Raw genomic sequence first — 24,572 nt, 5'->3', positions numbered from 1 at the left:
TTAGTCCTTTACGTGTACGAGGACTCTTCCAGTCAGCCCTTTGCCGCGTTCTTTGCCGCGACGACCGCATCGAACACCTCGCGCTTGGGCAACCCCGCCTCGGCGGCGACCGCGACGATCGCCTCCTTGCGCCGCTCCCCCGCCTCCTCGCGCACCTGCACCCTGCGCACCAGCTCCGCGGCGTCGAGCTCGCCGGGTCCGGTCTCCGGGGCGCCCTCGACGACGACGGTGATCTCGCCCCGTACGCCTTCGGCGGCCCAGGCCGCGAGCTCGGCGAGCGGGCCGCGCTTGACCTCCTCGTACGTCTTGGTCAGTTCGCGGCAGACGGCGGCGCGGCGCTCGGCGCCGAAGACCTCGGCCATCGCGGCGAGCGTGTCGTCGAGCCGGTGCGGGGCCTCGAAGTAGACGAGGGTGCGGCGCTCGTCGGCGACCTCGCGCAGCTTCCCGAGCCGCTCGCCCGCCTTGCGCGGCAGGAAGCCCTCGAAGCAGAACCGGTCCACGGGCAGCCCGGAGAGGGCGAGCGCGGTGAGCACGGCGGACGGGCCGGGGACGGCCGTGACCTTGATGTCCTGCTCGACGGCGGCGGCGACCAGGCGGTAGCCGGGGTCCGAGACGGACGGCATGCCCGCGTCGGTGACGAGCAGCACACGGGCGCCGCCGACGAGCGCCTCGACCAGTTCGGGCGTACGGGCGGACTCGTTGCCCTCGAAGTACGAGACGACCCGTCCCGAGGTGTGGATGCCGAGGGCCCGGGTCAGGCCGCGCAGCCTCCGGGTGTCCTCGGCGGCCACGATGTCCGCGTTCTCCAGTTCGGTGGCGAGTCGGGGCGGAGCGTCCGCGATGTCACCGATGGGGGTCCCTGCGAGTACCAGCGTTCCTGTCACACGGGACATCCTCCCAGCCCGGACAGGCGACGCGCACAGGCGCGTTCCCTACGATGGCGCGGTGACCAGTACCGCACCCGAGACCCTGGAGGGCCGGCACGCCGTGGCAGAGCCCTCTTCGTGGCAGCAGAGGCTGCGGCGCTTCGGCTACGCGCCACGCGCCGAGAACCCCGCTCCCATCGGGCTGCGGGAGCGGCTCGACCCCCCGTACGCCCGTCCTTCGGCGCGCGTGTGGTCGCTCCTCGGCATCGGCCCCGTCCGGGCCGAGCGGCTGTGGCGGCTGATGGCCTGGGGCGGTCCGCTCCTGGTCACGGCGGTCGCGGGCCTGCTGAGGTTCTGGAACCTGGGCAAGCCGCACGCGGTGATATTCGACGAGACCTATTACGCCAAGGACTCCTGGGCCCTGATCAACCAGGGGTACGAGGGGGCCTGGCCCAAGGACATCGACAAGACGATCCTGAACGACCCGGGCGCGGTGCTCGTCCCGACCGACCCGGGCTACGTCGTCCATCCCCCGATGGGCAAATGGGTCATCGGTCTCGGCGAGAAGATCTTCGACTTCGAGCCCTTCGGCTGGCGCTTCATGGTGGCGCTGCTCGGCACGCTGTCGGTGCTGATGCTGTGCCGGATCGGCCGGCGGCTCTTCCGCTCGACGTTCCTCGGCTGTCTGGCGGGCCTGCTGCTCGCCGTCGACGGACTGCACTTCGTGATGAGCCGCACGGCGCTCCTCGACCAGGTGCTGATGTTCTTCGTGCTCGCCTCCTTCGGCTGCCTCGTCGTCGACCGCGACCGCAACCGGAAACGGCTCGCGGCGGCGCTGCCCGAGGACGACGAGGGGGTGCTGCGGCCGGACGCGGAGATCGCGGAGACCCTGCGCATGGGGTGGCGGCCGTGGCGGCTCGCGGCCGGTGTGATGCTGGGCCTCGCGGCGGCGACGAAGTGGAACGGCCTGTACGTCATGGCGGCGTTCGGTCTGATGACGGTCCTGTGGGACGTGGCGGGCCGCCGCACGGGCGGCGCCGTCCGCCCGCACCTCGCCGTCCTCAAGAAGGACCTGCTCCCGGCGTTCGTGTCGGTGGTGCCGGTGGCGATCGCCACGTACCTGGTGACCTGGACCGGCTGGATCGTCTCCGACAAGGGGTACTTCCGGCACTGGGCCGCCGACCAGGACAAGCTCCCCGGCGGCGGGGACAGCTTCTGGGGCTGGCTGCCGGAGTGGCTGCGCAGCCTCTGGCACTACGAGTCCGAGGTCTACTCGTTCCACGTGGGCCTGACCTCGCCGCACACGTACGAGTCGAACCCCTGGTCCTGGATCGTCCTCGGCCGCCCCGTCTCGTACTTCTACGAGTCCCCGGCCCCCGGCACCAACGGCTGCCCGGCCACGGCCAAGGAGAAGTGCGCCCAGGAGGTCCTGGCCCTCGGCACCCCGCTCCTGTGGTGGGCCGCCTGCTTCGCCATCCTGTACGTCCTGTGGCGCTGGGCCTTCCGCCGCGACTGGCGCGCGGGCGCGATCGCGTGCGGCATCGCGGCGGGCTGGGTCCCCTGGTTCCTTTATCAGGAACGCACGATCTTCCTTTTCTACGCGGTCGTCTTCGTGCCTTTCCTGTGTCTGGCGGTGGCCATGATGCTGGGCGCGATCATCGGCCCACGCGGCTCCTCGGAAAGGCGCCGCACATTCGGCGCGGTGGCGGCCGGATGTCTGGTGCTGCTGATCGTCTGGAACTTCATCTATTTCTGGCCGATCTACACGGGCACGCCGATTCCGCTAGACCAATGGCGGGGCCGGATGTGGCTCGACACGTGGATCTAGCCATGTAGAGACACGAAGGGCATGCGGGAGGGGTGCGACCGGTCCGGTCGCACCCCTCCCGCATGTCCGGGGCCTCCCGCATGTCCGGGGCCTCCCGCATGTCCGGGGCCTCCCGCATGTCCGGGGCCTCCCGCGTGGGTGCCCGCCCAGGCTGCCCGATCGGCCCCCCGGTGCTGCCCCGGCTTCTGCCCCGGGCGCCGCAGGCCGGCAGGCCGCCTGCGGGTATCCAGGAGGCTCAGGCCGCGACCAGGAATGAGGTACCCGTGCGGACCCCGAGCGACGACACGACCAGCAACGGCGGAGAGCTGGACCGGACACCGGCCGGGCCGCGGCCCGGCGCGGGCAACGCGGCGGCCATCGAACTGCTCCGCCAGGCCGGCCACCCCTGGGCCCAGGAGCTGCACGAGCACGACGCCGGCTGCGACCACGGGCCGAACGAGCAGACGGCGGCGCCCGACGCGGGTACGTGACAGATGTGGCGGTAGTTGCTCGACACACCGAAGGGACGCTGGTTGACTGGACGGCCACCTGGGGAGGGGAGCGCAGTCATGCGCAGTGGAGCCAAGACCGCGATCGTCGGGGGCGTGTTCCTCGTCGTGGCAGGCGGTGTCGGATACGGGGGGCTCAACCTCTACAACGGGATCACGGGCGGTGACACGTCCACGAAGTCCAATTCCGGCAACGCGCCGAAGACCGGGCCCGTCACCGGCGACGAGGTGACGACGACCGCACGGGACTTCCTCGCGGCCTGGGCCGCCGGGGAGCCGGAGAAGGCCGGACAGCTGACGAACGACCCGGTCACGGCGGGGCCCGCCGTGGCGGCCTACCGGGAGGGGGCGAGCGTCTCGGAGGCCGAGATCACGCCCGGGACGCCCGTCGGGGCGAAGGTGCCGTTCACCGTGAAGGCCACGATCACGTACGAGGGCGTGTCGAAGCCCTGGTCGTACGCCTCCGAACTGACCGTCGTCCGGGGGCAGACCACCGGCCGGCCGCTGGTGAAGTGGGCGCCGTCCGTGCTTCACCCGAAGCTGCTCACCGCCGAGGCGACGCTGCGGACGGGCGTCGCGAAGACGGCCTCCGTGAAGGCCGTCGACCGGAACGGCAAGGAGCTGACGGCGGAGAAGTACCCCTCGCTCGGCCCGATCATCGACGAGCTGCGTCGTCGGTACGGCTCGGAGGTCGGCGGCTCGACCGGCGTCGAGACGTGGATCGACTCGGGCAGCGAGACCGTCCCCGACTCCACCCTGCTCGTCCTGTCGAAGGGCAAGGCGGGCACGCTGAAGACGACCATCGACCCGGGCGTGCAGGCGGCGGCCGAGAAGGCGGTCAAGGCGTACGGCAAGGCGTCGGTGACCGCGATAGAGCCGTCCACCGGCGCGATACGGGCGGTCGCCAACAGTCCGGCCTCCGGCTACAACACCGCCTTCCAGGGGAATCAGGCCCCCGGCTCGACGATGAAGATCGTCACGGCGGCGATGATGATGCAGCAGGGTGTGGCCAGGCCGGGCAGCACGGTGGAGTGTCCACCCACCGTCTTCTGGGACGGCTACAAGTTCCACAACCTCAAGGACTTCAAGATCGACAACGGCACTCTCACGGATGCCTTCAGCCAGTCCTGCAACACCGCCTTCATCAAGGCGATCACGCCGCTCAAGGAGAAGGGCATCCACAACACGGCCCTCGGCGACACCGCCACCCGCTCCTTCGGCATCGGCCTCAACTGGCAGGTCGGCGTCCCCGCGGCGGACGGCAGCGTCCCCGCGTCGGACAGCGTGGAGACCGCCGCCTCCTACATCGGCCAGGGCAAGATCACGATGAGCGCTCTGAACGTCGCCTCGCTCTCCGCGACCGTGCAGAACGGCCACTTCCTCCAGCCGTACCTCGTATCGGCGGAACTCGGCGACCGGGAGTTCGCCAAGGCCGAACCGCTCTCCCGCGAGGTCGCCACGGGGCTGCGCCGAATGATGAACGCGGCGGCGACGAACGGCACCGCGGCGAAGGCGATGGCAGGTGTCCCGTCTCCCAGGGGCGCCAAGACCGGCTCCGCCGAGGTGGGCGACCAGGAGACCTCCAACAGCTGGTTCACCGGCTACTCGGGCGACCTCGCGGCGGCGGCGGTCGTCGACGAGGGCGGCCACGGCGGCGACGCGGCGGGCCCGGTGGTCGCGCAGGTCCTGAAGGCCGGCTGACCGGTCGCCCGGCTGACCGACCCTCGGAACGCGGTCGCGTGGCCCGTACAGCTACCGCTACCGTGCGGGCCATGACCGCTAACGCCGACTCCCCCGCGCACCCCCAGTTCGCCGCCGCTCTCCAGGAGTTGGGCCTCGACGTCGAGGTCCGGCGCTTCCCTGACGAGACCCGCACCGCGCAGCAGGCCGCCGACGCCATCGGCTGCGAGGTCGCCGAGATCGTGAAGTCGCTGATCTTCGCCGCCGACGGGGTGCCGGTCCTCGTCCTGATGGACGGCGCCTCGCGGGTGGACGTCGAGCGGGTACGGCAGGAACTGGGCGCCGGGAAGGTCACCCGGGCCGACGCGAAGGCGGTCCGGGAGACCACCGGGTACGCGATCGGGGGCGTCCCGCCCTTCGGCCACCGCACCCGGACCCGGGTCCTCGCCGACCGGGGCGTCCTCGACCACGACGTGGTGTGGGCGGCGGCGGGCACCCCGCACACCGTCTTCGCGCTGGACCCGAAGACGCTGGTCGCCCACGCCGGCGCCACCCTGGTGGACGTGCGCGAGCCGTCGGCGTGACCCCGCTCGTCACCCTCGCGGTGATCGTCGCCGCCGTCACGCACGCCAGCTGGAACGCCATCGCGCACCACATCAAGGACCAGCTGCTCTCCTTCACCCTGATCTCCGGCGGCGGGGCGCTGCTCGGCCTGGTCACGGCCGTCTTCGTACCGCTCCCGGCAGCGGGCGCCTGGCCGTACCTGATCTCCTCGGCGCTCCTCCACGTCGGCTACTACGCCCTGCTCATGCGCTCGTTCACGCTGGGCGACTTCGGGCAGATGTACCCGATCGCGCGCGGTACGGCCCCGCTCGTCGTGACCGTCCTCGCGGCGGTGTTCCTCGACGAGGTGCCGGGCGGCTGGCAGTTGCTCGGGGTGGCGGTGGCGTGCGCGGGCCTGACGGGCCTCGCGCTCTGGGGCATCCGGGGCAAGGACACCCGCCCGCACTGGCCGGCGCTGCTCGCGGCGGGCGCGACGGGGCTGTCCATCGCGCTCTACACCGTCGTCGACGGCGTGGGCGTCCGCGCGTCCGGCACCGCGCTCGGCTACATCGCGTGGCTGGTGGCCCTCCAGGGCCTGGTGGTCCCGGCGTACGCCCTGTGGCGGCGGCGCGGCGCACTCGTCCCCCAGCTCCGCCCGTACGCGGCCCGGGGCGCCCTCGGCGCGGTCCTCTCCGTGTCGGCGTACGCGCTCGTCCTGTGGGCCCAGACGAAGGCCCCGCTGGCCCCGATCGCGGCGCTCCGCGAGTCCTCGATCATCGTGGGCGCGGCGATCGGCGCGCTCTTCTTCAAGGAACGCTTCGGCGGCCCGCGGGTCGTGGCGGCGGGCCTGATGGTCGTCGGGATCGGGCTGATGCTCCAGGCGGGCTGAACCCGCCCTCGGCTCAGGCGCCGTCGCAGGAGGCCCGGAAGAAGTCGGTCCGGATGCGCCGGAAGCCGGTGTGCCCGGTCTCCTCGGCGTGGGCCAGGCACCACACGGCGGGCCCGCGCCCGTCGTCCGCCGCGCCGGAACCGTCCAGGCAGGTGGTGCACTCGGCCTCGGTGATCAGTCCGCTCCCGGAGCGGTCGGCCCGTAACGCCCAGAGCTTCGCCCGCCGCGCACCCCGGTGATACGGCCCGGCCACCCGGCCGACCGCGATTCCCTCACGACGCATCAGAATCCCCCTCCACGGCAAGCTCCGCCCACACCAGCTTTCCCGGCCCGAGGCGGTCGCAGACACCCCACTTGACAGCGAGAACACCGACGAGGGGAAGCCCCCGTCCGCCATCGCCTTCCGTGTCGGGCGGTGCCGTCGACGGCGGCCGTCCGGAGGCGTCATGGACGTCGATACGCGGTCTGACGCCGGGCGCTCCGCCCGGCCGCGTACCCGCCGATTCCCAGACCGACCCCGACCAGGGTCAGGACGGCCCCGAGGACCCCGAGCGCCCCCCACGCCGCCGGCACGGCGACACCGTCCTGCACGCGCCCGAGCACCCCGGAGGCCGCGACGCTGCCCGACTGCTCGTCGAGGAAGAACCGCGAGTCCCTCGCGTTCCCCCGGTTGTCACCCAGCAGGAACAACCGCCCGTCCGGCACCCGCACGTCGTACGGTTCGGTCGTCGGGCCCATGTCGCCGCTCGTCACATACGGTTCGTCGACCGGCTGCCCGTTCACCGTGATCCGGTCTCCGTCGGACGTCACGTGATCGCCGCCCGTCCCGATGACCCGCTGCAGGACCGGACCGCCCTGATAGCGGTCGGGCACCCGGACGAGGACGACATCGCCTCTGCGTATCTCGCCCGTGTCGACGCGTTCGACGACCAGCCGCTCGCCCGGGCGGTACGTTGGCGTCATCGCCTCGCCCATGACGGTGGCCCCCTGGTAGTTCGTGAAGAAGGCACCGAGGCCTCCCAGGGCCAGGACCAGCCCGAGTGGCACCAGTACCCGCGCCCCGACTCTCAGCCCGGTGCCCGCTCCCCGCTGCCGCATGAACGCCCCTCTCCTGAACCGCCCGTGGCCGGGCGGACCAGCAGAGGTTAGGGGGTGTCAGGGCGGAGACGCATGTCGCCCCCCCCCGAGGTCGCACTCGGCTCCCGAGGTCGCACTCGCCCCCCGAGGTCACTCTCGGCTCCCGAGGTCGTGCTCGGCTTCCGTCAGTCCGAGGGCCGTACGACTCTGGGTGTCCCGGCGGACGACGGGGTCGTCACGGGTGGTGTGGGCGGTGCCGGGTCGCTGATGCCCGGGGAGCGGGCCGGCTGGACCGGGGCCGGGGCCAAGGGACTGCCCGGGAGCAGGTACAGGAGGCAGACGGCCGCCACCATGGCCGCCGCGGCCAGTGCGGCGAGGCCGGGGCCGCGCAGGGCGCGGACCGTCCAGGCGCGGCCCCGCGGCGGGTCCTCGCGGCGGAGGTCCCGGTGGGTGATCCGGGCCGCGCGGGCCGTCAGGGCCGCTCTCAGGCGGGCCTCCGTCGTGGCGTGGCGGTCTTCGGCGGGTGGGGTGGCGGTCATCGGGACGCCTCCAGGTTCTTCTCCAGGGCGTCCAGGGCCCGGCTCGCCGTGGACTTCACCGTGCCACGGGAGAGGCCGAGGGTCTGGGCGATCTGTGCCTCGGTCAGTTCCGACCAGTAGCGCAGGACCAGGACCTCACGCTGACGGGCGGTGAGCCGGGCCAGCGCGTCGAGGACCGTGCGGTGTTCCTCCGCGAGGAGGAGCCCCTCGTCCACCGGGGCACTCGCCGGCTGGTGGGGCGGGGTGTAGCCGCGGGCCGTGCGGCGGCGGCGCAGTACGGAGCGGGCCGCGTTGACCACGGCGGTGTGCAGGTACGCCCCCGGGTCCTGGAGGCCGTCGAGGGACGTGCCGTACGCCCTGCACACGGCCGCGAACGCGTCCTGGACGACGTCCTCGGCCGTGTGCAGGTCGTCGACGAGGAAGATCGCCAGCCTCACCATGTCGAGGCGGCGGGCCTTGTACAGGTCGGTCAGCGTGGGCCGGCGCTCTTCGTACGGCGTGACCCGCGCGCGCGGGCGGAGTTCCCGTACCACCGCCCTGCCCTCCGTGCCGGACACGCGGGCGAGCAGACGGGACCACCAGGGCGGCGCCGCGGCCATCGCGTACTGCATGTGTCGCTCGATCCGTTGCGGGGTGGGGAGGGGAAGGGAGGGGGTGGCCGGGGGCGGGCCGGCCCTTGGTGGGGCCGGCCCGCCCTGGCTCCGGGGTTACTTGCCCGGGGCGATCACGCGGGGCGCGTTCTCCGCGGGCACCGACTTCGTGGCCGGAACGCCCTTCGTGCCGGCGTCGGACGCGGCCGTGCCCGGCTTCACCACGACCGGCTTCGACGCCGGCTTCGGGGCCGACTCGCCGGGCGTGACGACCTTCGGCGCCGGGGTGGCGCCGGAGTCGGCGACGGCCTGCGCGGTGAAGACGCCGCCCAGGAGCAGCGCGGCGCCGGCGACGGCACCCAGGATGCGGCGGGGGTTGCGGTTCATAAGGCTCTCCAGGTGAGGAGGTGGGATGTCGGACGTGACGTGAAGGGCGCCTTCAACCCACCAGACGTGTGGCACCTCCCGAGGTTGCGTCCCCGTTCGAAGAAGTTCTCGGGCGAAGAAGTTCTCCGGCCCCTCAGTCCGCCAGTACCTCCGCGAAGTGCGAGTTGACCGCCAGCAGGCCGCCGTCGACCCGCAGGACCGTCCCCGTGATCCAGGACGCGTCGCGCGACGCGAGGAACGCGACGGCGGCGGCCACGTCATCCGGCGTGCCCACGCGGCCCAGCGGGTAGACGCGGTCCGCCAGGGCCGCGAGTTCGGCCTCCTTGCCCGCCCAGGCCGTCGTCGCGATCGTCCCCGGGTTGATCTGGTTGACGCGGACGCCGCGCGGCGCCGCGTCGCCCGCCAGCGTCCGGGTGAGCGAGGCGAGACCCGCCTTGGCCGCGCTGTAGGCGTGGTTGCCGAAGTCCACCTCGGCGTTGACCGAGCCGATCGTGACGATCGCCCCGCGCCCGCCCGCCGCCGCGAGGTGCGGCAGCGCCGCCCGGGAGCAGCGGACCGCGCCCATCAGCGTCACGTCGAGCTGACCCGCCCAGCCCCCGTCCGGTTCGTCCTCGAAGCGGTCCCGGTCGGGGGCGACGGGGGCGAGGGCGTTGTTGACGAGGACGTCGAGGCCGCCGAAGGTCTCCACCGCGTACGCGACGGCCGCCTCCACCGAGTCCCGGTCCCCGACGTCGCAGCGCAGGGCCACCGCCCCGGGCAGCTCGGCAGCCGTCCGTACGGCCTCGTCCTCGTCGATGTCCGTGACCAGCACCCGCGCGCCCTCCGCCGCGAGGCGCCGCGCGGTGGCCGCGCCGATGCCGCGCGCCGCGCCCGTGATCAGTACCGCGTACCCGTCGAAGCGTTGCAGGGGTTTCAGGGGTTCCACGGGTTCCAGTCGTTCGCTGAGATCCATGTGCCTGCCCCTACCCACCCCGCCACCCGGCCGCAACATTCCGTTAACAAATGACGCGGGAGGAAAGTGGAGAAAAGTGAGGCCCGACAATTCGGCCATGGCCGAAAGGCTTTGACATGCCCCCTCTCCGAATACCACGATCGAGTCCGCCGATGACCGTGTGGACACAGGGGGAACAATGTCTTCGACGTACGAATCCGGAGTAGAGGAAATATGCGAGTCTCTTTCTTCCCGGAGCTTTGACCTTCGCTCCGGTGAGAAGGTCAGGCAGCTTCTCCTCCAGCGCTCCGAAAGCGCGCTCGACGACCTGGAGCCCTTCCGCGACAGCTGGGGCGGGATGCCGCTCGACAGCTACATGGCGGACGGCGGGCGCTACCGCCGCCGCCGGCACGCCACGCTCAGCGCGCCCCGGGCGAGCGCCGACTACCGCGTCGAGGCCCACCAGCCGCACTACCAGGGGCTCGACTACAACACCCTCAACGGCGGCGTGGCCCGGCACTACGAGCCGTTCGAGGACCGGATCCTGCGCGGCGCCACGATGAACAGCCTGGTCACGCTCGGCTGCGACATCTTCGGCCGGCTCGCCCCGTACTCCGCGTGGCACATCGAGGCCCACCAGTTCCGCATCGAGGTCGACGGCGAAGAGGTCGGCCTGCCCACGCCCGAGGGCGTCCACCGCGACGGTGTCACCTTCGTCCTGATGGCGTTGATCGGCCGCTCCAACGCCGCCGGCGGCGAGAGCACCGTCTTCAACCTGGACAAGGAGCCGGTGGAGAAGTTCGCCCTGGCCGACCCCCTCGACCTGGCGCTCGTCAACGACGAGCGGGTCTACCACGGCGTGACGCCGATCGAGCAGATCGATTCCGCCGCCCCGGCCTCGCGCGACGTGCTGGTCGTGACCTACCGTCACAAGCCCTGATGTCAGACGCGGGTGCGGGGGCCGGCGTCCGCGAAGGCGCGCCGCCCCCCACCCGTGCACCCCTTGAGTGAAAGACGGGAAGACGGGTACATGGGTCAGCTCATCGCCGTGGCGGTCATCACCATTCTGGCTGTCATCAGCCCCGGCGCGGATTTCGCGATGACCGTCCGCAACAGTTATCTGTACGGACGGACCGCCGGTGTTCTCGCCGCCGTCGGAATTGCCCTGGGCGTTCTCGTCCACGTCACGTACACCATGCTGGGCGTGGGTCTTCTGGTTTCCAGGAGCCCGATGCTTTTCACGGCGATGAAACTGATCGGCGCCGCCTATCTGGTGTACATCGGGTACAAGACGTTCGTCACGAAGACCCAGGTGGACGTCGACCTGTCGAGCGGCGACGGCCTTTCGAAGGCGGGCGCGCTGCGTACCGGCTTCCTGACGAACGCGCTCAACCCGAAGACGATGCTCTTCGTGCTGAGCACGTACACGCAGGTCGTCAGCGCCGACACCCCCGTCTTCCAGCAGGTCGGCTACGGCCTCTTCATGTCCTTCGCCCACCTGGTCTGGTTCGCGCTCGCCGCGCTCCTCTTCTCCCAGCAGAGCCTGCGCACCCGGCTGCTCCAGCGGCAGACCGTGCTGAACAAGGTGATCGGGACGGTGCTCGTCGGGCTCGGGATGGTCCTCGCGCTGACCCCGGCCGTGGCCTGACCCGGCCATGGCCTGACCCGGCCATGGCCTGACCCGGCCGTGGCCTGACCCGGCCGTGGCCTGACAGCCGCGGCGTGGCTCAGTCGCTCGACACCCGCTCCACGCGCGGCTCGGCGATCGACCGGTAGTCCTCGGCGGAGAGCGCGATCGAGCGGTCGAGGCGCGCCGCGTTGAAGTAGAACTCCTCGTGCGTCAGCAGGTCCGGGTCGACGAGGAGTTCGAGGCGCTCGTCGAAGGAGAACGGCAGGATGGTGCCGCTCTCCGAGCCCGCGAGCTCCTCGGCGATCTCCGGGGACGCGAAGGAGACGTACGTACCGCCGTACAGCGCCTTCACCGCCGCGAGGTCGATCCGCTTGTCACCGGGGACGACGACCAGCGCGAACCGCTTCTCCTTCTTGCCGATCTTGACCATCGCGATGATGCACTTGGCCGCCTGGGCGAGTTCGTGTCCCCGCAGGGCGCTGACCGCCTCGGTGGCGCCCTCGGGCGCGTGCTCGATCACCCGGTAGGCGGCGCCGCGCTCGTCGAGCAGGGCGACCAGCTTCTCGTACGTTTCCTGGGACATGCGTTCTCTTCTTTCCTGTGACAACCGATGTGCGTGTACGGCGAGTTGTGCGGCAAGTCGACCCTACTGGCCGGTCAGCGGGTCACCGGGAGCCCGCGCGCGTGGTCCAGGTGCCTGAGCAGCACGACGCCCGGGTGGTCCAGTTCGTAGAGCACGCGTACGCCCGCCCTGCGCCGTCGCACCACGCCCGCGGCGACCAGCGCCGTCAGGTGCTGGGAGACCGTGCTCGGGGCGAGGCCGAGCGCCGCCGCGAGGTCCGAGGTCGTCGTGGGCGCCACGAGGGCCCGGACCACGCCGGCCCGGCTGCGGCCGATCAGGATCTCCAGCCGGTCGCCGCGCACGGGCGCGTCGGCGTCGGCGCGCCGCTCGGGCGGGGCCTCCCCGACGAGGACGGCGGACCCTTCGACCGGGTAGGACAGGGCGGCCTCGGAGCCGTCCGGGGCCGAGGCGCAGAAGGGCGCGCCGCGGCCGAACAGCAGGGGTACGAGGACGAGTCGGGAGACGCCCGACACCGCCATCACGCCGGGCACCGCGACCCCGCCGGGCACCGCGATCCCGCCCACCGCGTCCAGGAGTGCCTCCGGGCCCTGGGTGGCGAGCGTGCGGGCGCGGCGCAGGATGTCCTCCTCCGTCGCCGCCCGCAGGGTCGCCGCGTACGGGGCGAGCGCGGCCCACCAGTAGCGCGGGAGGAAGGCGCGGAGTTCGGCGACGCGGGCCGCCGGGTCCGCGTACAGCGGGCGCACCTCGGCGGGCACGCCCTGCGGGTAGCGCTGTTCGAGCTCCGCGCGGACCCGGGACGGGCAGACCGTCACGAGGTGCGCGAGCTCCTCGCTCAGGTCCGGCCCGTCCGAGGGCGGGACCGCGAGGAGGAACGGCGGAAGGGTCCCGCCGCCGGTCCGGAAAAGGTGGACGAGCCAGCCCGGGATGGTCACGTCGGAGCGGCTCAGCGAACGGCGGGCGGCCTTGGCCCAGTTCGCGTACGGCCAGGGGACCAGGCCCCGGTGGGCCGAGAGCAGCCCGATGCTGCCGTAGATCTCCCAGAGCCTGCTGCTCGCGATCCGAACCGTCACGCTGTTCGTGACGCCGTGTGTCACACCCTGTGTCCCGCACGGCGAAACGCCGTCGGACGGTCGCGACGGAAACTCGCTCACCTGCACCCCCGTGCCTGCCCACCGGTCGGTCAGTGGGCCCGCACACGGTACTGGCCACGCACCCCCGCACCCGCCGGGCGACGGCTCAGAATGTCAGGTCCACAACCGACCTCACGGCCCGCACCAGGGCCTGGGCGCGGGGGTCGGCCGTGACCGTCTTCCGCATGCCGTTGGTGACGTAGCCGAAGGCGATCCCCGACTCGGGATCGGCGAAGCCAAGGGAGCCGCCGCGGCCGGGGTGGCCGAAGGACGACGGGCCGAGGAGCGGGGAGGCCGGTCCGTGCAGCATGTGGCCGAGCCCGAAGCGGGTGCCGACGAGCAGCACCTTGTCCGGTCCCGCCGACTCCTCCGTACGGGCCAGGGTGAGCGTCGCCGGGGCGAAGAGGCGCTCGGCGCCGTCGACCGGGCCGAGGGTCGCGGCGTAGAAGCGGGCGAGCGCGCGTGCGGTGGCGACGCCTGCCGAGCCGGGCAGCTCGGCGGCCCGGTAGACGGGGTCGTTCTCGTCGGGCTTGGGCTCGATGACGCCGAAGGCGCGCCGGGTGAGGGAGTCCGGGTCCTTGTACGCCTCGGAGACCGAGCGCTTGGGGCGGAGCTTCAGCGCGCCGCCGCCGGGCGGGTCGATCTCCTCGACGGGACCGAGGCGGCCGACCCGGTGGGCCTCCGCCGCCGGGAGCCCGATCCACAGGTCGAGGCCGAGCGGGCCGGTGATCTCCTCGGCGGCCCAGCGGCCGATGGTGCGGCCGGTGACGCGGTGGACGAGGCCGGAGAGCAGCCAGCTGAAGGTGTGGGCGTGGTAGCCGTGGGCGGTGCCGGGCTCCCAGACGGGGGCCTGGGCGGCGATTGCGCGGGTCGCCGTCGGCAGGTCGATCGCCTCGGCGAGGGTGAGCGGCCGGTCCAGGACGGGGACGCCGGCCCGGTGCGCGAGGAGCTGCCGTACGGTCACCCGGTCCTTGCCGGCCGCCTTGAACTCCGGCCAGTACGTGGCGACGGGGGCGTCCAGGTCGAGCAGCCCGCGCTGGTGCAGGAGCAGCGGTACGGCGGCGGCGACGCCCTTCGTGGCCGAGCGGACGACCTGGGCGGTGTCGGCCGTCCACGGGTCCGTCCCCTCGACGTCTCGGCTGCCCGCCCACAGGTCGACGACCCGCTCGCCGTCGCGGTGGACGGCGAGGGCCGCCCCGCGCTCGCCGCGCTGCTCGAAGTTGCGCAGGAACGCGTCCCTGACCGGCTCCCAGCCCGCCGCCACCGTGCCCTGGACGTCCACCCGACCCACTCTCCCTTTTGTACGACCGGCTCCCATGGTGCAACGCGCACCGCGCGGGACCGATTCCGGGGGTCAGGCCACGGAGCTCGGCACGAAGCCGAACGGCAGCTCCAGGCGGTGCCGGGCCATGAGCTCCTCGTCGGCGAGGATGTCGCCGGTCCGTCCGTCGGCGGCGATGGCGCCCTCGCTGAGGATGACCGCGCGCGGGCAGAGCTCCAGGGCGTACGGCAGGTCGTGGGTGACCATGAGGACGGTGACGTCGAGGGAGCGGAGGATGTCGGCGAGCTCGCGGCGCGAGGCCGGGTCCAGGTTGGAGGACGGCTCGTCGAGGACGAGGATCTCCGGCTCCATGGCGAGGACGGTGGCCACGGCGACCCGGCGGCGCTGCCCGAAGGAGAGGTGGTGCGGCGGCCGGTCCGCGTACTCCGCCATGCCGACGCGCTCCAGGGCGCGCGCGACCACGGCGTCGAGCTCCGCGCCCCGGAGGCCCGCCGCGGCCGGGCCGAAGGCCACGTCCTCGCGGACGGTCGGCATGAAGAGCTGGTCGTCGGGGTCCTGGAAGACGATCCCGACCTTCCGCCTGATCTCCGCGAGGTGCTTCTTCCCGACCGGGAGCCCGGCGACGGTGACCGTGCCCGCGCCGCCGGTGAGGATGCCGTTGAGGTGGAGGACGAGGGTGGTCTTGCCGGCGCCGTTGGGGCCGAGGAGGGCGACCCGCTCGCCGCGCCCGACGGCCAGGTCCACCCCGAAGAGGGCCTGGTGGCCGTCGGGGTAGGCGTACGCGAGGCCACGGACTTCAAGCGAGGGGGGAGTCGTCATAGCGTCCATCCGAGGAGGCAGATCAGCAGTGCGGTGAGCGGCAGCGCGGCGGCGTACGTCCACTGGGCGCGGGTGGCGGTCGCCTCGTCGATGACCGGCATGGTGCCCGTGTAGCCGCGGCTGACCATGGCCAGGTGGACCCGTTCCCCGCGCTCGTACGAGCGGATGAAGAGCGCGCCCGCGGACTTCGCGAGGACGCCCCAGTGGCGGACACCGCTCGCCTCGAAGCCGCGCGAGCGGCGGGCGACGGACATGCGGCGCATCTCGTCGGTGATGACGTCGCCGTACCGGATCATGAACGAGGCGATCTGGACGAGCATCGGGGGCAGCTTCAGCCGCTGGAGGCCGAGGAGCAGGGCGCGCAGCTCGGTCGTGGAGGCGAGGATCACCGAGGCGGCGACGCCGAGGGTGCCCTTGGCGAGGACGTTCCAGGCGCCCCACAGGCCGGGGACGCTCAGCGACACCCCGAGGACTTCTCTCTGCTCGCCGGGCACGACGAACGGCATGAGCAGTGCGAACGCGACGAACGGCACCTCGATGAGGAGCCGCTTCAGCAGGAAGCCGGCCGGGATCCGGGCCTTCGCCGCCACGACCGCGAGGAGCAGGGCGTAGAGGGCGAAGGCCCAGACGGCTTCGCGGGGCGTCGAGACGACGACCACCACGAAGCCGAGGACGGCGGCGAGTTTGGTGTGCGGGGGCAGCGCGTGGACCGGCGAGTGCGCGTGCCGGTAGAGCTTGTGGGCGTGCCCGGACCCCATGTCAGACGGTTTCCGGTACCGCGGTACGGCGTCGGCGGACGACCCAGAAGGCGCCGGTGCCGACGGCGAGGGTCACGCCCACGCCGATCGTGCCGGCGAGGCCGCCGGAGAGGCGGGCGTTGTCGACGTCCTTCACGCCGTAGTCGGCGAGCGGCGAGCCGGCGGCGGCGTGCTCCTCGACCTTGGCGTCGAAGCCCTTGTCGGCGGCGACCTTCTCCAGGCCGTCGGGGCTGGCGGAGGCGTAGAAGGAGACGAAGCCGGCGAGGACGAGCGCGGTGACGACACCGCCGATCCACACCTTCTTCGGGGATCCGGCGGCCACCGGAACGGCGGCCGGGGTCTCCGCGTCGACCAGCTCGCCGTCGACCCGGAGCTTGAGCGGGGCGGTAAGGCCGCGGGCGCCGTAGACCAGGTCGGGTCGGACGGCGACGACCGCGCCGACGGTCAGCATGGTGATGACGGCCTCGCCGATGCCGATGAGGACGTGCACGCCGACCATGGCGGTGAGGACCTTGCCGATCGGCACGTCGGTGGTGCCGCCGATCGCGTAGATCAGGGTGAAGGCGGCGGCCGAGGCCGGTACGGAGACGAGCGCGGCGATGAACGAGGCCACGGTCACCGAGCGGCGGGTGCGCGGCAGCACGAGGACGAGGCCGCGGAAGAGCGCGTACGAGACGACGACCGTGACGACGCCCATGACGGTGATGTTCACGCCGAGGGCGGTGAGGCCTCCGTCGGCGAAGAGGATGCCCTGCATCAGCAGGACGACGGCGATGCACAGGACGCCGGTCCACGGGCCGACGAGTATCGCGGCGAGCGCGCCGCCGAGCAGGTGTCCGCTGGTCCCGGCGGCGACCGGGAAGTTCAGCATCTGCACGGCGAAGATGAAGGCCGCGACGAGCCCCGCGAGCGGCGCCGTCCGCTCGTCCAACTCGCGGCGGGCCCCGCGCAGGCTCACGGCGACGGCGCCGGCGGCGACGACACCGGCCACGGCCGATACGGGGGCGTTGATGAATCCGTCAGGTACATGCACGTCCCGAATGATGAGCCTTCTTGCGAACCACTTGCAAGAGCGCATGGGTCACAGATCACAGGGTGGACCACGCATGACCCTCGCACGGGACGGGAACAAGTGACACATTGACTGATAGCAGGACAAAACGTGAGGAGCCCGCGATGGCCGCCGTAGCCGACCACGCAGTCGACGACCACGCCAAGGGGCGGATCATCAGCGACGCCCCGCTCTCCCGGCCGGTCCCCGTGACCCTTCGCTTCGACGCCGACTACTCCCCCGCGACCGTCCGCTTCGTCTTCCCCGGCGAGGTCGAGTGGTCCTTCCCGCGCGCGCTCCTCGAGAACGGCCTGCGCACCCCGACCCGCCGCGGCGACATCGAGGTGTGGCCGTGCGGCCGGGTGCAGACGGTCGTCGAGTTCCACAAGGACGACGGCGTCGACGTCGTCCAGTTCGACACCGCCGCCCTGCTCCGGTTCCTCCGCCACACGTACGCCGCGGGTACGCCGACGCCGTCAGCGCGTCGATGACGACACACTGACGGCGTACGGAGTCATCCCGGAAATCGGGCCGAAGGTCAGGCCTTGACGAGGTCCGGCTTCGCGGGCGTGCCCTCACCCGTCGACGCGGCGAGGCTCTCGCCCTCCACGTCCACGTTCGGCAGGATCCGGTCGAGCCACTTCGGCAGCCACCAGGCCTTGTGGCCGAGGAGCGCGAGCACGGCCGGGACGATCGCCATCCGGACCACGAAGGCGTCGAAGAGGACCGCGACGGCGAGACCGAAGCCGATCATCTTGATCATCTGGTCCGTCATGCCGATGAAGCCGGAGAAGACCGCGATCATGATGACCGCCGCGGCGACGACCACCCGGGCGCTGTGCCGGAAGCCGGTCACGATCGCCTCGCCGGGCCGCTCCCCGTGCACGTACGCCTCGCGCATCCGGGTCACGAGGAAGACCTCGTAGTCCATCGCGAGACCGAAGACGACACCCACCATGAAGATCGGCATCATCGACATGATCGGGCCGGTCTGCTCGACCCCGAACAGGCTGCCGAGCCAGCCCCACTGGAAGACCGCGACGACCGCGCCGAGGGCCGCGACGACCGAGAGCAGGAAGCCGAGAGCCGCCTTGAGCGGGACCAGGATCGACCGGAAGACCACCGTCAGGAGCAGGAAGGCGAGGCCGACGACGAGTGCCAGGTAGGGCACGAGCGCGTCGTTCATCTTCTGCGAGAAGTCGATGTTCATCGCGGTGGCGCCGGTGACGAGGACCTCGTCGCCGGTGGCGTCCCGGATGTCGTGGACCAGGTCCTCGGTGGCGACGGAGGACGGACGGTCCTTCGGGACCACCGTGATCATCGCGGCGTCGCCGGCCTTGTTCGGGGTCGCCGGGGTGACCGCCGCCCAGCCTTCGAGGCCCTTGATCGTGGAGACCGTCTTGTCCGCGGTGGCCTTGTCGCCGTCGACGACGACGAGCAGCGGGCCGTTGAAGCCGGGGCCGAAGCCGTCCGACAGCGTGTCGTACGCCCGGCGCTCGGTGGTGGAGGTCGGCTTCACGCCGTCGTCCGGCAGGCCCATCTCCAGGGAGGCGGCGGGCAGGGCGATCGCGCCGAGCCCGAGGACACCGATGAGCAGCACCATCACGGGGCGGCGGATGACGAACCGGGCCCAGCGGGTGCCGCCGTTCGGCTTGTCACTCGCCTTCGCCGTGCCCTTGCGCTGCTTGCGGCCGACGACCTTGTCCCCCGCGAAGCCCAGGAGCGCCGGGATGAGGGTGAGGGCGATGAGTACGGCGATGACGACCGTGCCGGCGGCGGCGAAGCCCATCTTCGTCAGCATCGGGATGTTGACGACGGCCAGGCCGACCAGGGCGATGACGACGGTGAGTCCGGCGAAGACGACCGCCGAGCCCGCCGTGCCGACCGCGCGGCCCGCGGCCTCCTCCTTCTCGCGCCCGTCGGCGAGCTCCGCGCGGTAGCGGGAGACGATGAAGAGGGCGTAGTCGATGCCGACCGCGAGGCCGATCATCATCGCGAGGGTGGAGGTGGTGGAGCCCAGGTCGAGAACGTTCGCGAGGGCCGCGATCGAGGAGACGCCGATGCCGACGCCGATGATCGCGGTGAGCAGCGGGAGCCCCGCCGCGACGAGCGAACCGAAGGTGATGACGAGCACGATGCCGGCGATGATCACGCCGACGATCTCGCCGGCGCCGGTCGCGGGCATGGTCTGGAGGGCGTCACCGCCGACCTCGACGGTCAGCCCCTTGCCCTGCGCGTTGTGACCGGCCTGGGTGAGCGCCTCGCGGGTCTCGTCGGTCAGCTCCATCGCGTTGACCTTGTAGGCGACGGAGACGTAGGCCGTGGAGCCGTCCTGCGAGACGGCGTGCGCGGTGTACGGGTCGGCGACCGAGACGATCTGGTCGGAGCCGGACTTCAGCGCGGCGACGGTCTCCTCGACGACGGCCTTGTGGGCCGTGTCGGTCACCTTCTGGCCCTCGGGGGCCTTGAAGACGACACGGGCGGTGGCCCCGTCGGCGCCGGCACCGGGGAAGCGCTCTTCGAGCAGGTCGAAGGCGCGCTGGGCCTCGGTGCCCGGTATCGAGAAGGAACCGGAGGTGGGGGCGGGCGCGGTGGCGGCGCCGATACCGGCGACCGCCAGGAGCGCCACCCAGAGGAGAGCGACGAGCCGTCGGCGCCGGAAGGCGGAACGGCCCAGCTTGTAGAGGAACGTGGCCACGGGGGCGTACTCCCATTGTGGGGCGGGACAGGACATGGGGAGCCGGCCCGACGGCGTGAGCGGTGCGCGGTCGGTTGGTGCGGGTGACGCGGGTGGGTCAGACGCCGAGTGAGGGGAGCACGACGGCGTCGACGTAGGCACTGAGGAAGGCGCGGTCGACCGGCTGATCCTCGATCAGCGGCCGGGCGATGAACGCACCGATCAGCATGTGGGGGAGGAGCTTCAGCGCCGGGTTGTCGGCGGCGACCTCTCCCCGGCGGACCGCTCGGCGCAGCAGTTCGTCGAGGCCGTTCATCTCGGGTTCGATGAGCAGCTCGCGCAGCGCCCGGTGCAGTTCGGGGTTGGTGTGGACGGCATGGGCCAGACCCCGCATCAGCGCGGAGTCCTTCTCCATCTGGCAGTCGTCGGTCCGCTCCATGAGCACATGGAAGTCGCCGCGCAGCGAGCCGGTGTCGACCTCGGCGAGATCGGCGGGCTTGTTGGCGCGCAGCGCCCGGGCGACCAGCTCGGGCTTGCTCCCCCACTGGCGGTAGAGGGTGGCCTTGCTGGAGTGGGTGCGGGCGGCGACGGCGTCCATGGTGAGGGCGTCGTAGCCGACCTCGCGGAGAAGGTCGAGCACGGCTGTGTACAGCTCGGACTCCCGCTCGGGAGTGAGTCTGCTGCGAGCCATGAACGGCTCCTCCGATCCGGCTGTGCGAACGAAACGGTTTCGTACAGTACGAAGATACCCACCCCCTCAGCGAAACGAAACCGTTTCGTACGTGTCCTGGCCCACACACGACGGCCCACGCACGCCGGCCCACCATGACGAGACGCCCGTATACACGTACGAGTTGCCGCACCCCCTCCGCGCGGAAAGCATGTACAGGTGAGTGACGACGTCGCGTATCTCCGGTTTCCGCACCTCCACGACGACCTGCTGTGCTTCGCGGCCGAGGACGATCTCTGGATCGCCCCCCTCGTCCCCGAGGGCCACCGCCCCGGCCGGGCCTGGCGGCTGACCGTCGACCGCACCCGGGTCGGCCACCCGCGCTTCTCGCCGGACGGCCGCCACATCGCGTACACGAACTGGCGCAGCCTCGATCCGGAGATCCATCTCGTCCCCATCGACGGCGGCTCCGCCCGGCGCCTCACCTACTGGGGCTCCACCGACACCCGGGTCTGCGGCTGGACGCCCCCCGACCCCGACCGGGACGGCCGCTCGGACATCCTCGCCGTCTCCTCGCACGGGCAACCGTTCTCGTACTACTCCTGGGCCTACACCGTCCCCACCGACGGCTCCCCCGGCATGCGCATGCCCTGGGGCCCGGTCTCCGACATCGCCGTCACCGACGACACCGCCATCACCGGTGACAGCGTCCGCACCGGCGACAGTGCCCTCAGCGGTGACAGTGCCCCCACCGGCCACGGCGGAGAGCGCCGGACCCTCCTCCTCACCGGAAAGCCGCCGCACGAGCCGGCCGCCTGGAAGAGGTACCTCGGCGGCGCCACCGGACGACTCTGGCTGCACGGCGAACGGCTGCTGCCCGACATCGGCGGCCATCTGGACTGCGCCATGGCCGTCGACGGCCGGATCGCCTTCCTCTCCGACCACGAGGGCGTCGGCAACCTCTACTCCTGCCTGCCCGACGGCACCGACCTGCGCCGCCACACCGACCACGACGCCTTCTACGCCCGGCACGCGTCGAGCGACGGACGGCGGGTCGTCTACCAGTGCGCGGGCGAGCTGTGGATCGTCGACGCGCTCACCCCCGACTCCCGCCCCCGGAAGCTGGAGGTCCGGCTCGGCGGGCAGCGCGTCGGCCGCCGCCCCTACCAGGTGCCCGCCGCCCACCACGTCGACGCGGTCTCCGTCGACGAGACCGGCCGGGCCAGCGCCGTCTCCGTACGCGGCAGCCTGTACTGGCTCACGCACCGCGACGGCCCGGCCCGCACGATCATCGACTCGCCGGGCGTCCGCGTCCGGCTGCCCGAGATGCTCGGCAGCGGCGGGCAGGTCGCGTACGTCACCGACGCCGAGGGCGAGGACGCCGTCGAGGTCGCCTACCTGCCGCGCGCCAGCGGCGACCGGCCGCCGCGCCGGCTCGCCTCGGGCGGCCTCGGCCGGGTCGAGGAGCTGATCGCCGACCCGGAGGGCGAACGGCTCGCCATCGCCTCCCACGACGGGCGGCTCCTCCTCCTCGACGCGACGGAGGACTCCAACGGCGAGGTCACCGAGCTGATCCGGTCCGTGAACGGGCCCGTACGCGACCTCGCGTTCTCCCCCGACGGCGACTGGCTCACCTGGTCCCACCCGGGCATCGGCCGCTCCCTGCGCTCCATCAAGCTGGCCCGTATCTCCGGCCCCGGCGCCCGGACCGTCGTCGACGTCACCAACGGCCGCTTCGAGGACGAGAACCCGGTCTTCACCCGGGACGGCCGCTATCTCGCCTTCCTCTCCTGGCGCGGCTTCGACCCGGTGTACGACGTCCACACCGGCGACCTCTCCTTCCCGCTCGGCTGCCGCCCCTACCTCGTACCGCTCTCCTCCGCCACGCCCTCCCCCTTCGCACTGCTCCCCGACGGGCGCCCGGCGGCCGGCGGCCTCGACCCCGCCGACGACGACACGGACACCGGCGACGGCACCGTCACGGTCGAGATCGAAGGGCTCCCCGACCGGGTCACCCCCATCCCGGTCACCGCCTCCAAGTACTCCGCGCTGCACCCCGTCAGCGGCGGCGGCCTGGTCTGGCTGCGCTGGCCCATCTCGGGCGCGCTCGGCGAGACCTTCGCCAATCCGGCCGACACCTCCGGCCGCCCCTCCCTCGAACACTTCACCATCACCAAGGCCCGCAAGAGCGAACTCGCCAAGGACCTCGACTGGTTCGCGGTCAGCGGCGACGGCACCCGGATCGTCGTCGCCGACGAGGGCGAGCTGCGGGCCGTGCCCGCCACCGAGTCCGGCGACGGCGACTCCACCGTCTACCTGGACCTGCGGCGCATCCTCCACGAGGTCGACCCCGGCGCCGAGTGGCGGCAGGCCTTCGACGAGGCCGGCCGGATCGTCCGCGCCTACTTCTGGGAGCCCGGCATGGGCGGCGTCGACTGGTCGGCGGTCCTCGACCAGTACCGGCCGCTCGTCGAACGGGTCGCGTCCCCCGACGAGTTCGCCGACCTGCTCCGCGAGGTCGTCGGCGAACTGGGCACCTCCCACGCGTACGTGACCCCCGCCCGCCGCAACGAGGGCCCGCCGCACTACCAGCGCGCCATGGGCCTCCTCGGCGCCAACCTCGTGCCCCGGGAGGCCGGCTGGACGGTGAAGCGGATCCTGCCCGGCGAGTCCTCCGACTCCAAGGCCCGCTCCCCGCTCGCCGGCACCGGCATCCGCGAGGGCGCCGTCCTCACCCACGTCGACGGCCGGCCCGTCGACCCGGTCACCGGCCCCTACCCGCTGCTCTCCGGCACCGGCGGCACCACCGTCGAGCTCACCTTCACCCCCGCCGAGGGCGAGGGCCGCTCCCGGCGCGTCGCCGTCGTCCCGCTCGTCGACGAACGGCCCCTGCGCTACCAGGACTGGGTCGCCAAGCGCCGGGCCGTCGTCCGGGAGCTCAGCGGCGGCCGCTGCGGGTACCTCCACATCCCCGACATGGGCGGCTCCGGCTGGGCCCAGTTCAACCGCGACCTGCGCATGGAGGTCTCCCGGCCCGCGCTCATCGTCGACGTCCGCGGCAACGCCGGCGGCAACATCAGCGAGCTCGTCATAGAGAAACTGACCCGCAAGATCCTCGGCTGGGACCTGACCCGGAACGCCCAGCCCGTCTCGTACGCCTCCAACGCCCCGCGCGGCCCCGTCGTCGCCCTCGCCGACGAGGCCACCTCCTCCGACGGCGACATGATCACCGCCGCCTTCAAACTCCTCGGCCTCGGGCCCGTCGTCGGCCAGCGCACCTGGGGCGGCGTCGTCGGCATGACCGGCCGCCACCGGCTCGGCGACGGCACCCAGATCACGGTCCCGATGAACGCGGCCTGGTTCCCCGAGTACGGCTGGTCCCTGGAGAACCACGGCGTCGAACCCGACCTCGCGGTCCTGCGCACCCCCCTCGACTGGGCCGAGGGCCGGCACGCGCAGCTCGACGACGCCGTGCACGTCGCCCTCTCGCTCCTCGCGGAGACCCCGCCGGCCAGCCCCCCGGGCTACGAGGCCGTCCCCGACCGCTCCCGCCCGAAACTGCCGCCGAGGTCCGCCCCGTAGCGGAACCGCGACGACCTACGCGTACGCCGCGCCGAGGTCCAGCTCGTAGGAGGTACCCGGCTCGCCGTCCAGCGTCACGCTCCCGACGGCGCCGAACCCGACCCGCCCGAGCACGGCCCTCGACCCGGTGTTGTCGAGGGTCGTGGCGGCGGTCAGCCTGGTCAGCCCGTACTCCTCCCGCGCCAGCCGGCACACCTCGCGCACCCCGGCCGTCGCCACGCCCCGCCCGGTCGCCTTCTCGGCGACCCGGTAGCCGAGCTCGGCGGCCCCGTCGACGGCGTCCACCAGGTTGAACCGGCCGAGTATCTCCCCGCCCTCCCCGACCAGGACGTGGAAGTGGATCGCACCGGTCTCCTGCTCCGCCAGGAGCGCCCGGTGCCGGTCCTCGAACTCCTCGAAGAACGCGTCGCCCCGGTCCGGCACGGAGGCGGCGAAGTAGGCCCTGTTGTCCCGCTCGAACGCGAGCAGGGCGGGCGCGTGGTCGGGGCGCAGTCGCTGCAGTTCAGGCATGGGGGGCACGGTATGCGCTCGCCCGGGAAAGGGCCCTAATATCCTGCGGCCAGGGGCCGGTC

25 protein-coding genes are annotated in these 24,572 nt (G+C 72.3%); 9 read left to right on the top strand and 16 right to left on the bottom strand.

The genetic code is table 11. The features are described 5' to 3' along the window. Positions 1 to 32: 32 nt before the first annotated feature. Positions 33 to 893, bottom strand: coding sequence for a 16S rRNA (cytidine(1402)-2'-O)-methyltransferase (rsmI, locus tag OG357_RS23305; RefSeq protein ID WP_317596145.1), 861 nt, complete (start codon positions 891 to 893; stop codon positions 33 to 35). Between the two features lie 52 nt (positions 894 to 945). On the opposite strand from rsmI, the gene OG357_RS23300 reads away from it, so the two are divergent. From OG357_RS23300 to OG357_RS23280, 5 genes are all read left to right on the top strand, one after another. Beyond that, the gene (locus OG357_RS23300) at positions 946 to 2,694 is read left to right on the top strand and encodes a dolichyl-phosphate-mannose--protein mannosyltransferase (protein WP_329622994.1); all 1,749 of its coding nucleotides are present in this window, start codon (positions 946 to 948) and stop codon (positions 2,692 to 2,694) included. A gap of 263 nt (positions 2,695 to 2,957) precedes the next feature. After that, a complete protein-coding gene (locus OG357_RS23295) occupies positions 2,958 to 3,164 on the top strand; it encodes a hypothetical protein (RefSeq protein ID WP_329622993.1) in 207 nt (68 codons plus the stop codon). Positions 3,165 to 3,242: 78 nt separating this feature from the next. Beyond that, positions 3,243 to 4,883 carry a penicillin-binding transpeptidase domain-containing protein gene (locus OG357_RS23290; RefSeq protein WP_329622992.1) on the top strand — a complete coding sequence of 547 codons (1,641 nt, stop codon included), beginning with the start codon at positions 3,243 to 3,245 and terminating at the stop codon, positions 4,881 to 4,883. A gap of 71 nt (positions 4,884 to 4,954) precedes the next feature. Continuing rightward, positions 4,955 to 5,446, top strand: a complete 492-nt coding sequence (locus OG357_RS23285; protein WP_329622991.1) for a YbaK/EbsC family protein — start codon at positions 4,955 to 4,957, stop codon at positions 5,444 to 5,446. Continuing rightward, a complete protein-coding gene (locus OG357_RS23280; RefSeq protein WP_329622990.1) occupies positions 5,443 to 6,294 on the top strand; it encodes a DMT family transporter in 852 nt (283 codons plus the stop codon). The genes OG357_RS23285 and OG357_RS23280 overlap by 4 nt, the downstream gene beginning before the upstream one ends. A gap of 13 nt (positions 6,295 to 6,307) precedes the next feature. Here the strand turns inward: OG357_RS23280 and OG357_RS23275 are convergent, their stop codons facing one another. The 6 genes from OG357_RS23275 to OG357_RS23250 form a co-directional block, all read right to left on the bottom strand. Further along, the gene (locus tag OG357_RS23275) at positions 6,308 to 6,577 is read right to left on the bottom strand and encodes a DUF7848 domain-containing protein (protein WP_317596151.1); all 270 of its coding nucleotides are present in this window, start codon (positions 6,575 to 6,577) and stop codon (positions 6,308 to 6,310) included. 161 nt (positions 6,578 to 6,738) lie between these two features. Then, positions 6,739 to 7,392 carry a signal peptidase I gene (lepB, locus tag OG357_RS23270; protein ID WP_329622989.1) on the bottom strand — a complete coding sequence of 218 codons (654 nt, stop codon included), beginning with the start codon at positions 7,390 to 7,392 and terminating at the stop codon, positions 6,739 to 6,741. Positions 7,393 to 7,556: 164 nt separating this feature from the next. Beyond that, on the bottom strand, positions 7,557 to 7,910 hold the full coding sequence (locus OG357_RS23265) for a hypothetical protein (protein ID WP_329622988.1): 354 nt from the start codon (positions 7,908 to 7,910) through the stop codon (positions 7,557 to 7,559). Continuing rightward, entirely contained in the window at positions 7,907 to 8,521 is a 615-nt protein-coding gene (locus OG357_RS23260) for a SigE family RNA polymerase sigma factor (RefSeq protein WP_329622987.1), read from the bottom strand. Before OG357_RS23260 ends, OG357_RS23265 begins: the two co-directional genes overlap by 4 nt. Positions 8,522 to 8,617: 96 nt before the next feature. Beyond that, the gene (locus tag OG357_RS23255) at positions 8,618 to 8,887 is read right to left on the bottom strand and encodes a hypothetical protein (protein WP_329622986.1); all 270 of its coding nucleotides are present in this window, start codon (positions 8,885 to 8,887) and stop codon (positions 8,618 to 8,620) included. Between the two features lie 133 nt (positions 8,888 to 9,020). Continuing rightward, positions 9,021 to 9,839 carry an SDR family NAD(P)-dependent oxidoreductase gene (locus OG357_RS23250; protein ID WP_329622985.1) on the bottom strand — a complete coding sequence of 273 codons (819 nt, stop codon included), beginning with the start codon at positions 9,837 to 9,839 and terminating at the stop codon, positions 9,021 to 9,023. A gap of 178 nt (positions 9,840 to 10,017) precedes the next feature. Here OG357_RS23250 and OG357_RS23245 point away from each other — a divergent pair, with 178 nt between their 5' ends. Further along, the gene (locus tag OG357_RS23245) at positions 10,018 to 10,758 is read left to right on the top strand and encodes a 2OG-Fe dioxygenase family protein (RefSeq protein ID WP_329622984.1); all 741 of its coding nucleotides are present in this window, start codon (positions 10,018 to 10,020) and stop codon (positions 10,756 to 10,758) included. A 90-nt stretch (positions 10,759 to 10,848) separates the two neighbouring features. After that, positions 10,849 to 11,466, top strand: coding sequence for a LysE family translocator (locus OG357_RS23240; RefSeq protein WP_329622983.1), 618 nt, complete (start codon positions 10,849 to 10,851; stop codon positions 11,464 to 11,466). Positions 11,467 to 11,545: 79 nt separating this feature from the next. Here OG357_RS23240 and OG357_RS23235 read toward each other — a convergent pair whose 3' ends face one another. The 6 genes from OG357_RS23235 to OG357_RS23210 form a co-directional block, all read right to left on the bottom strand. Then, positions 11,546 to 12,031 carry a YbaK/EbsC family protein gene (locus OG357_RS23235; RefSeq protein ID WP_329622982.1) on the bottom strand — a complete coding sequence of 162 codons (486 nt, stop codon included), beginning with the start codon at positions 12,029 to 12,031 and terminating at the stop codon, positions 11,546 to 11,548. A 74-nt stretch (positions 12,032 to 12,105) separates the two neighbouring features. Next, positions 12,106 to 13,101, bottom strand: coding sequence for a helix-turn-helix domain-containing protein (locus OG357_RS23230; RefSeq protein WP_329622981.1), 996 nt, complete (start codon positions 13,099 to 13,101; stop codon positions 12,106 to 12,108). 166 nt (positions 13,102 to 13,267) lie between these two features. Beyond that, the gene (locus OG357_RS23225; RefSeq protein WP_329622980.1) at positions 13,268 to 14,479 is read right to left on the bottom strand and encodes a serine hydrolase domain-containing protein; all 1,212 of its coding nucleotides are present in this window, start codon (positions 14,477 to 14,479) and stop codon (positions 13,268 to 13,270) included. Between the two features lie 36 nt (positions 14,480 to 14,515). Beyond that, positions 14,516 to 15,271: an energy-coupling factor ABC transporter ATP-binding protein gene (locus tag OG357_RS23220; protein WP_443066718.1), complete on the bottom strand. Its 756-nt coding sequence runs from the start codon at positions 15,269 to 15,271 to the stop codon at positions 14,516 to 14,518. Beyond that, entirely contained in the window at positions 15,259 to 16,020 is a 762-nt protein-coding gene (gene cbiQ / locus OG357_RS23215) for a cobalt ECF transporter T component CbiQ (protein ID WP_329622978.1), read from the bottom strand. The genes OG357_RS23220 and cbiQ overlap by 13 nt, the downstream gene beginning before the upstream one ends. A gap of 1 nt (position 16,021) precedes the next feature. Beyond that, complete coding sequence (locus OG357_RS23210) at positions 16,022 to 17,053, bottom strand: energy-coupling factor ABC transporter permease (protein WP_329622977.1); 1,032 nt, start codon at positions 17,051 to 17,053, stop codon at positions 16,022 to 16,024. Between the two features lie 143 nt (positions 17,054 to 17,196). Here OG357_RS23210 and OG357_RS23205 point away from each other — a divergent pair, with 143 nt between their 5' ends. Further along, on the top strand, positions 17,197 to 17,562 hold the full coding sequence (locus OG357_RS23205; RefSeq protein WP_329622976.1) for an SsgA family sporulation/cell division regulator: 366 nt from the start codon (positions 17,197 to 17,199) through the stop codon (positions 17,560 to 17,562). 47 nt (positions 17,563 to 17,609) lie between these two features. On the opposite strand, the gene OG357_RS23200 is transcribed toward OG357_RS23205, so the two are convergent. After that, a complete protein-coding gene (locus OG357_RS23200; RefSeq protein ID WP_329622975.1) occupies positions 17,610 to 19,769 on the bottom strand; it encodes an MMPL family transporter in 2,160 nt (719 codons plus the stop codon). Between the two features lie 97 nt (positions 19,770 to 19,866). After that, positions 19,867 to 20,439, bottom strand: coding sequence for a TetR/AcrR family transcriptional regulator (locus OG357_RS23195; protein ID WP_329622974.1), 573 nt, complete (start codon positions 20,437 to 20,439; stop codon positions 19,867 to 19,869). 198 nt (positions 20,440 to 20,637) lie between these two features. On the opposite strand from OG357_RS23195, the gene OG357_RS23190 reads away from it, so the two are divergent. Then, entirely contained in the window at positions 20,638 to 24,000 is a 3,363-nt protein-coding gene (locus OG357_RS23190; RefSeq protein ID WP_329622973.1) for a S41 family peptidase, read from the top strand. A gap of 15 nt (positions 24,001 to 24,015) precedes the next feature. On the opposite strand, the gene OG357_RS23185 is transcribed toward OG357_RS23190, so the two are convergent. Beyond that, positions 24,016 to 24,510, bottom strand: coding sequence for a GNAT family N-acetyltransferase (locus OG357_RS23185; RefSeq protein ID WP_329622972.1), 495 nt, complete (start codon positions 24,508 to 24,510; stop codon positions 24,016 to 24,018). Positions 24,511 to 24,572: the final 62 nt, after the last annotated feature.

Origin of the sequence: Streptomyces sp. NBC_01255 (assembly GCF_036226445.1) — a bacterium.
Taxonomy (GTDB): domain Bacteria; phylum Actinomycetota; class Actinomycetes; order Streptomycetales; family Streptomycetaceae; genus Streptomyces.
This window is presented reverse-complemented; position numbering and strand designations above follow the sequence as displayed.

Excerpts from the sequence above, each read along its gene's own strand:
- rsmI (WP_317596145.1), bottom strand. The coding sequence starts at position 893 with ATGTCCCGTGTGACAGGAACGCTGGTACTCGCAGGGACCCCCATCGGT.
- OG357_RS23290 (WP_329622992.1), top strand. The coding sequence starts at position 3,243 with ATGCGCAGTGGAGCCAAGACCGCGATCGTCGGGGGCGTGTTCCTCGTC.
- OG357_RS23285 (WP_329622991.1), top strand. The coding sequence starts at position 4,955 with ATGACCGCTAACGCCGACTCCCCCGCGCACCCCCAGTTCGCCGCCGCT.
- OG357_RS23275 (WP_317596151.1), bottom strand. The coding sequence starts at position 6,577 with ATGCGTCGTGAGGGAATCGCGGTCGGCCGGGTGGCCGGGCCGTATCAC.
- lepB (WP_329622989.1), bottom strand. The coding sequence starts at position 7,392 with ATGCGGCAGCGGGGAGCGGGCACCGGGCTGAGAGTCGGGGCGCGGGTA.
- OG357_RS23265 (WP_329622988.1), bottom strand. The coding sequence starts at position 7,910 with ATGACCGCCACCCCACCCGCCGAAGACCGCCACGCCACGACGGAGGCC.
- OG357_RS23260 (WP_329622987.1), bottom strand. The coding sequence starts at position 8,521 with ATGCAGTACGCGATGGCCGCGGCGCCGCCCTGGTGGTCCCGTCTGCTC.
- OG357_RS23255 (WP_329622986.1), bottom strand. The coding sequence starts at position 8,887 with ATGAACCGCAACCCCCGCCGCATCCTGGGTGCCGTCGCCGGCGCCGCG.
- OG357_RS23250 (WP_329622985.1), bottom strand. The coding sequence starts at position 9,839 with ATGGATCTCAGCGAACGACTGGAACCCGTGGAACCCCTGAAACCCCTG.
- OG357_RS23245 (WP_329622984.1), top strand. The coding sequence starts at position 10,018 with ATGTCTTCGACGTACGAATCCGGAGTAGAGGAAATATGCGAGTCTCTT.
- OG357_RS23240 (WP_329622983.1), top strand. The coding sequence starts at position 10,849 with ATGGGTCAGCTCATCGCCGTGGCGGTCATCACCATTCTGGCTGTCATC.
- OG357_RS23235 (WP_329622982.1), bottom strand. The coding sequence starts at position 12,031 with ATGTCCCAGGAAACGTACGAGAAGCTGGTCGCCCTGCTCGACGAGCGC.
- OG357_RS23225 (WP_329622980.1), bottom strand. The coding sequence starts at position 14,479 with ATGGGAGCCGGTCGTACAAAAGGGAGAGTGGGTCGGGTGGACGTCCAG.
- OG357_RS23220 (WP_443066718.1), bottom strand. The coding sequence starts at position 15,271 with ATGGACGCTATGACGACTCCCCCCTCGCTTGAAGTCCGTGGCCTCGCG.
- cbiQ (WP_329622978.1), bottom strand. The coding sequence starts at position 16,020 with ATGGGGTCCGGGCACGCCCACAAGCTCTACCGGCACGCGCACTCGCCG.
- OG357_RS23205 (WP_329622976.1), top strand. The coding sequence starts at position 17,197 with ATGGCCGCCGTAGCCGACCACGCAGTCGACGACCACGCCAAGGGGCGG.
- OG357_RS23195 (WP_329622974.1), bottom strand. The coding sequence starts at position 20,439 with ATGGCTCGCAGCAGACTCACTCCCGAGCGGGAGTCCGAGCTGTACACA.
- OG357_RS23185 (WP_329622972.1), bottom strand. The coding sequence starts at position 24,510 with ATGCCTGAACTGCAGCGACTGCGCCCCGACCACGCGCCCGCCCTGCTC.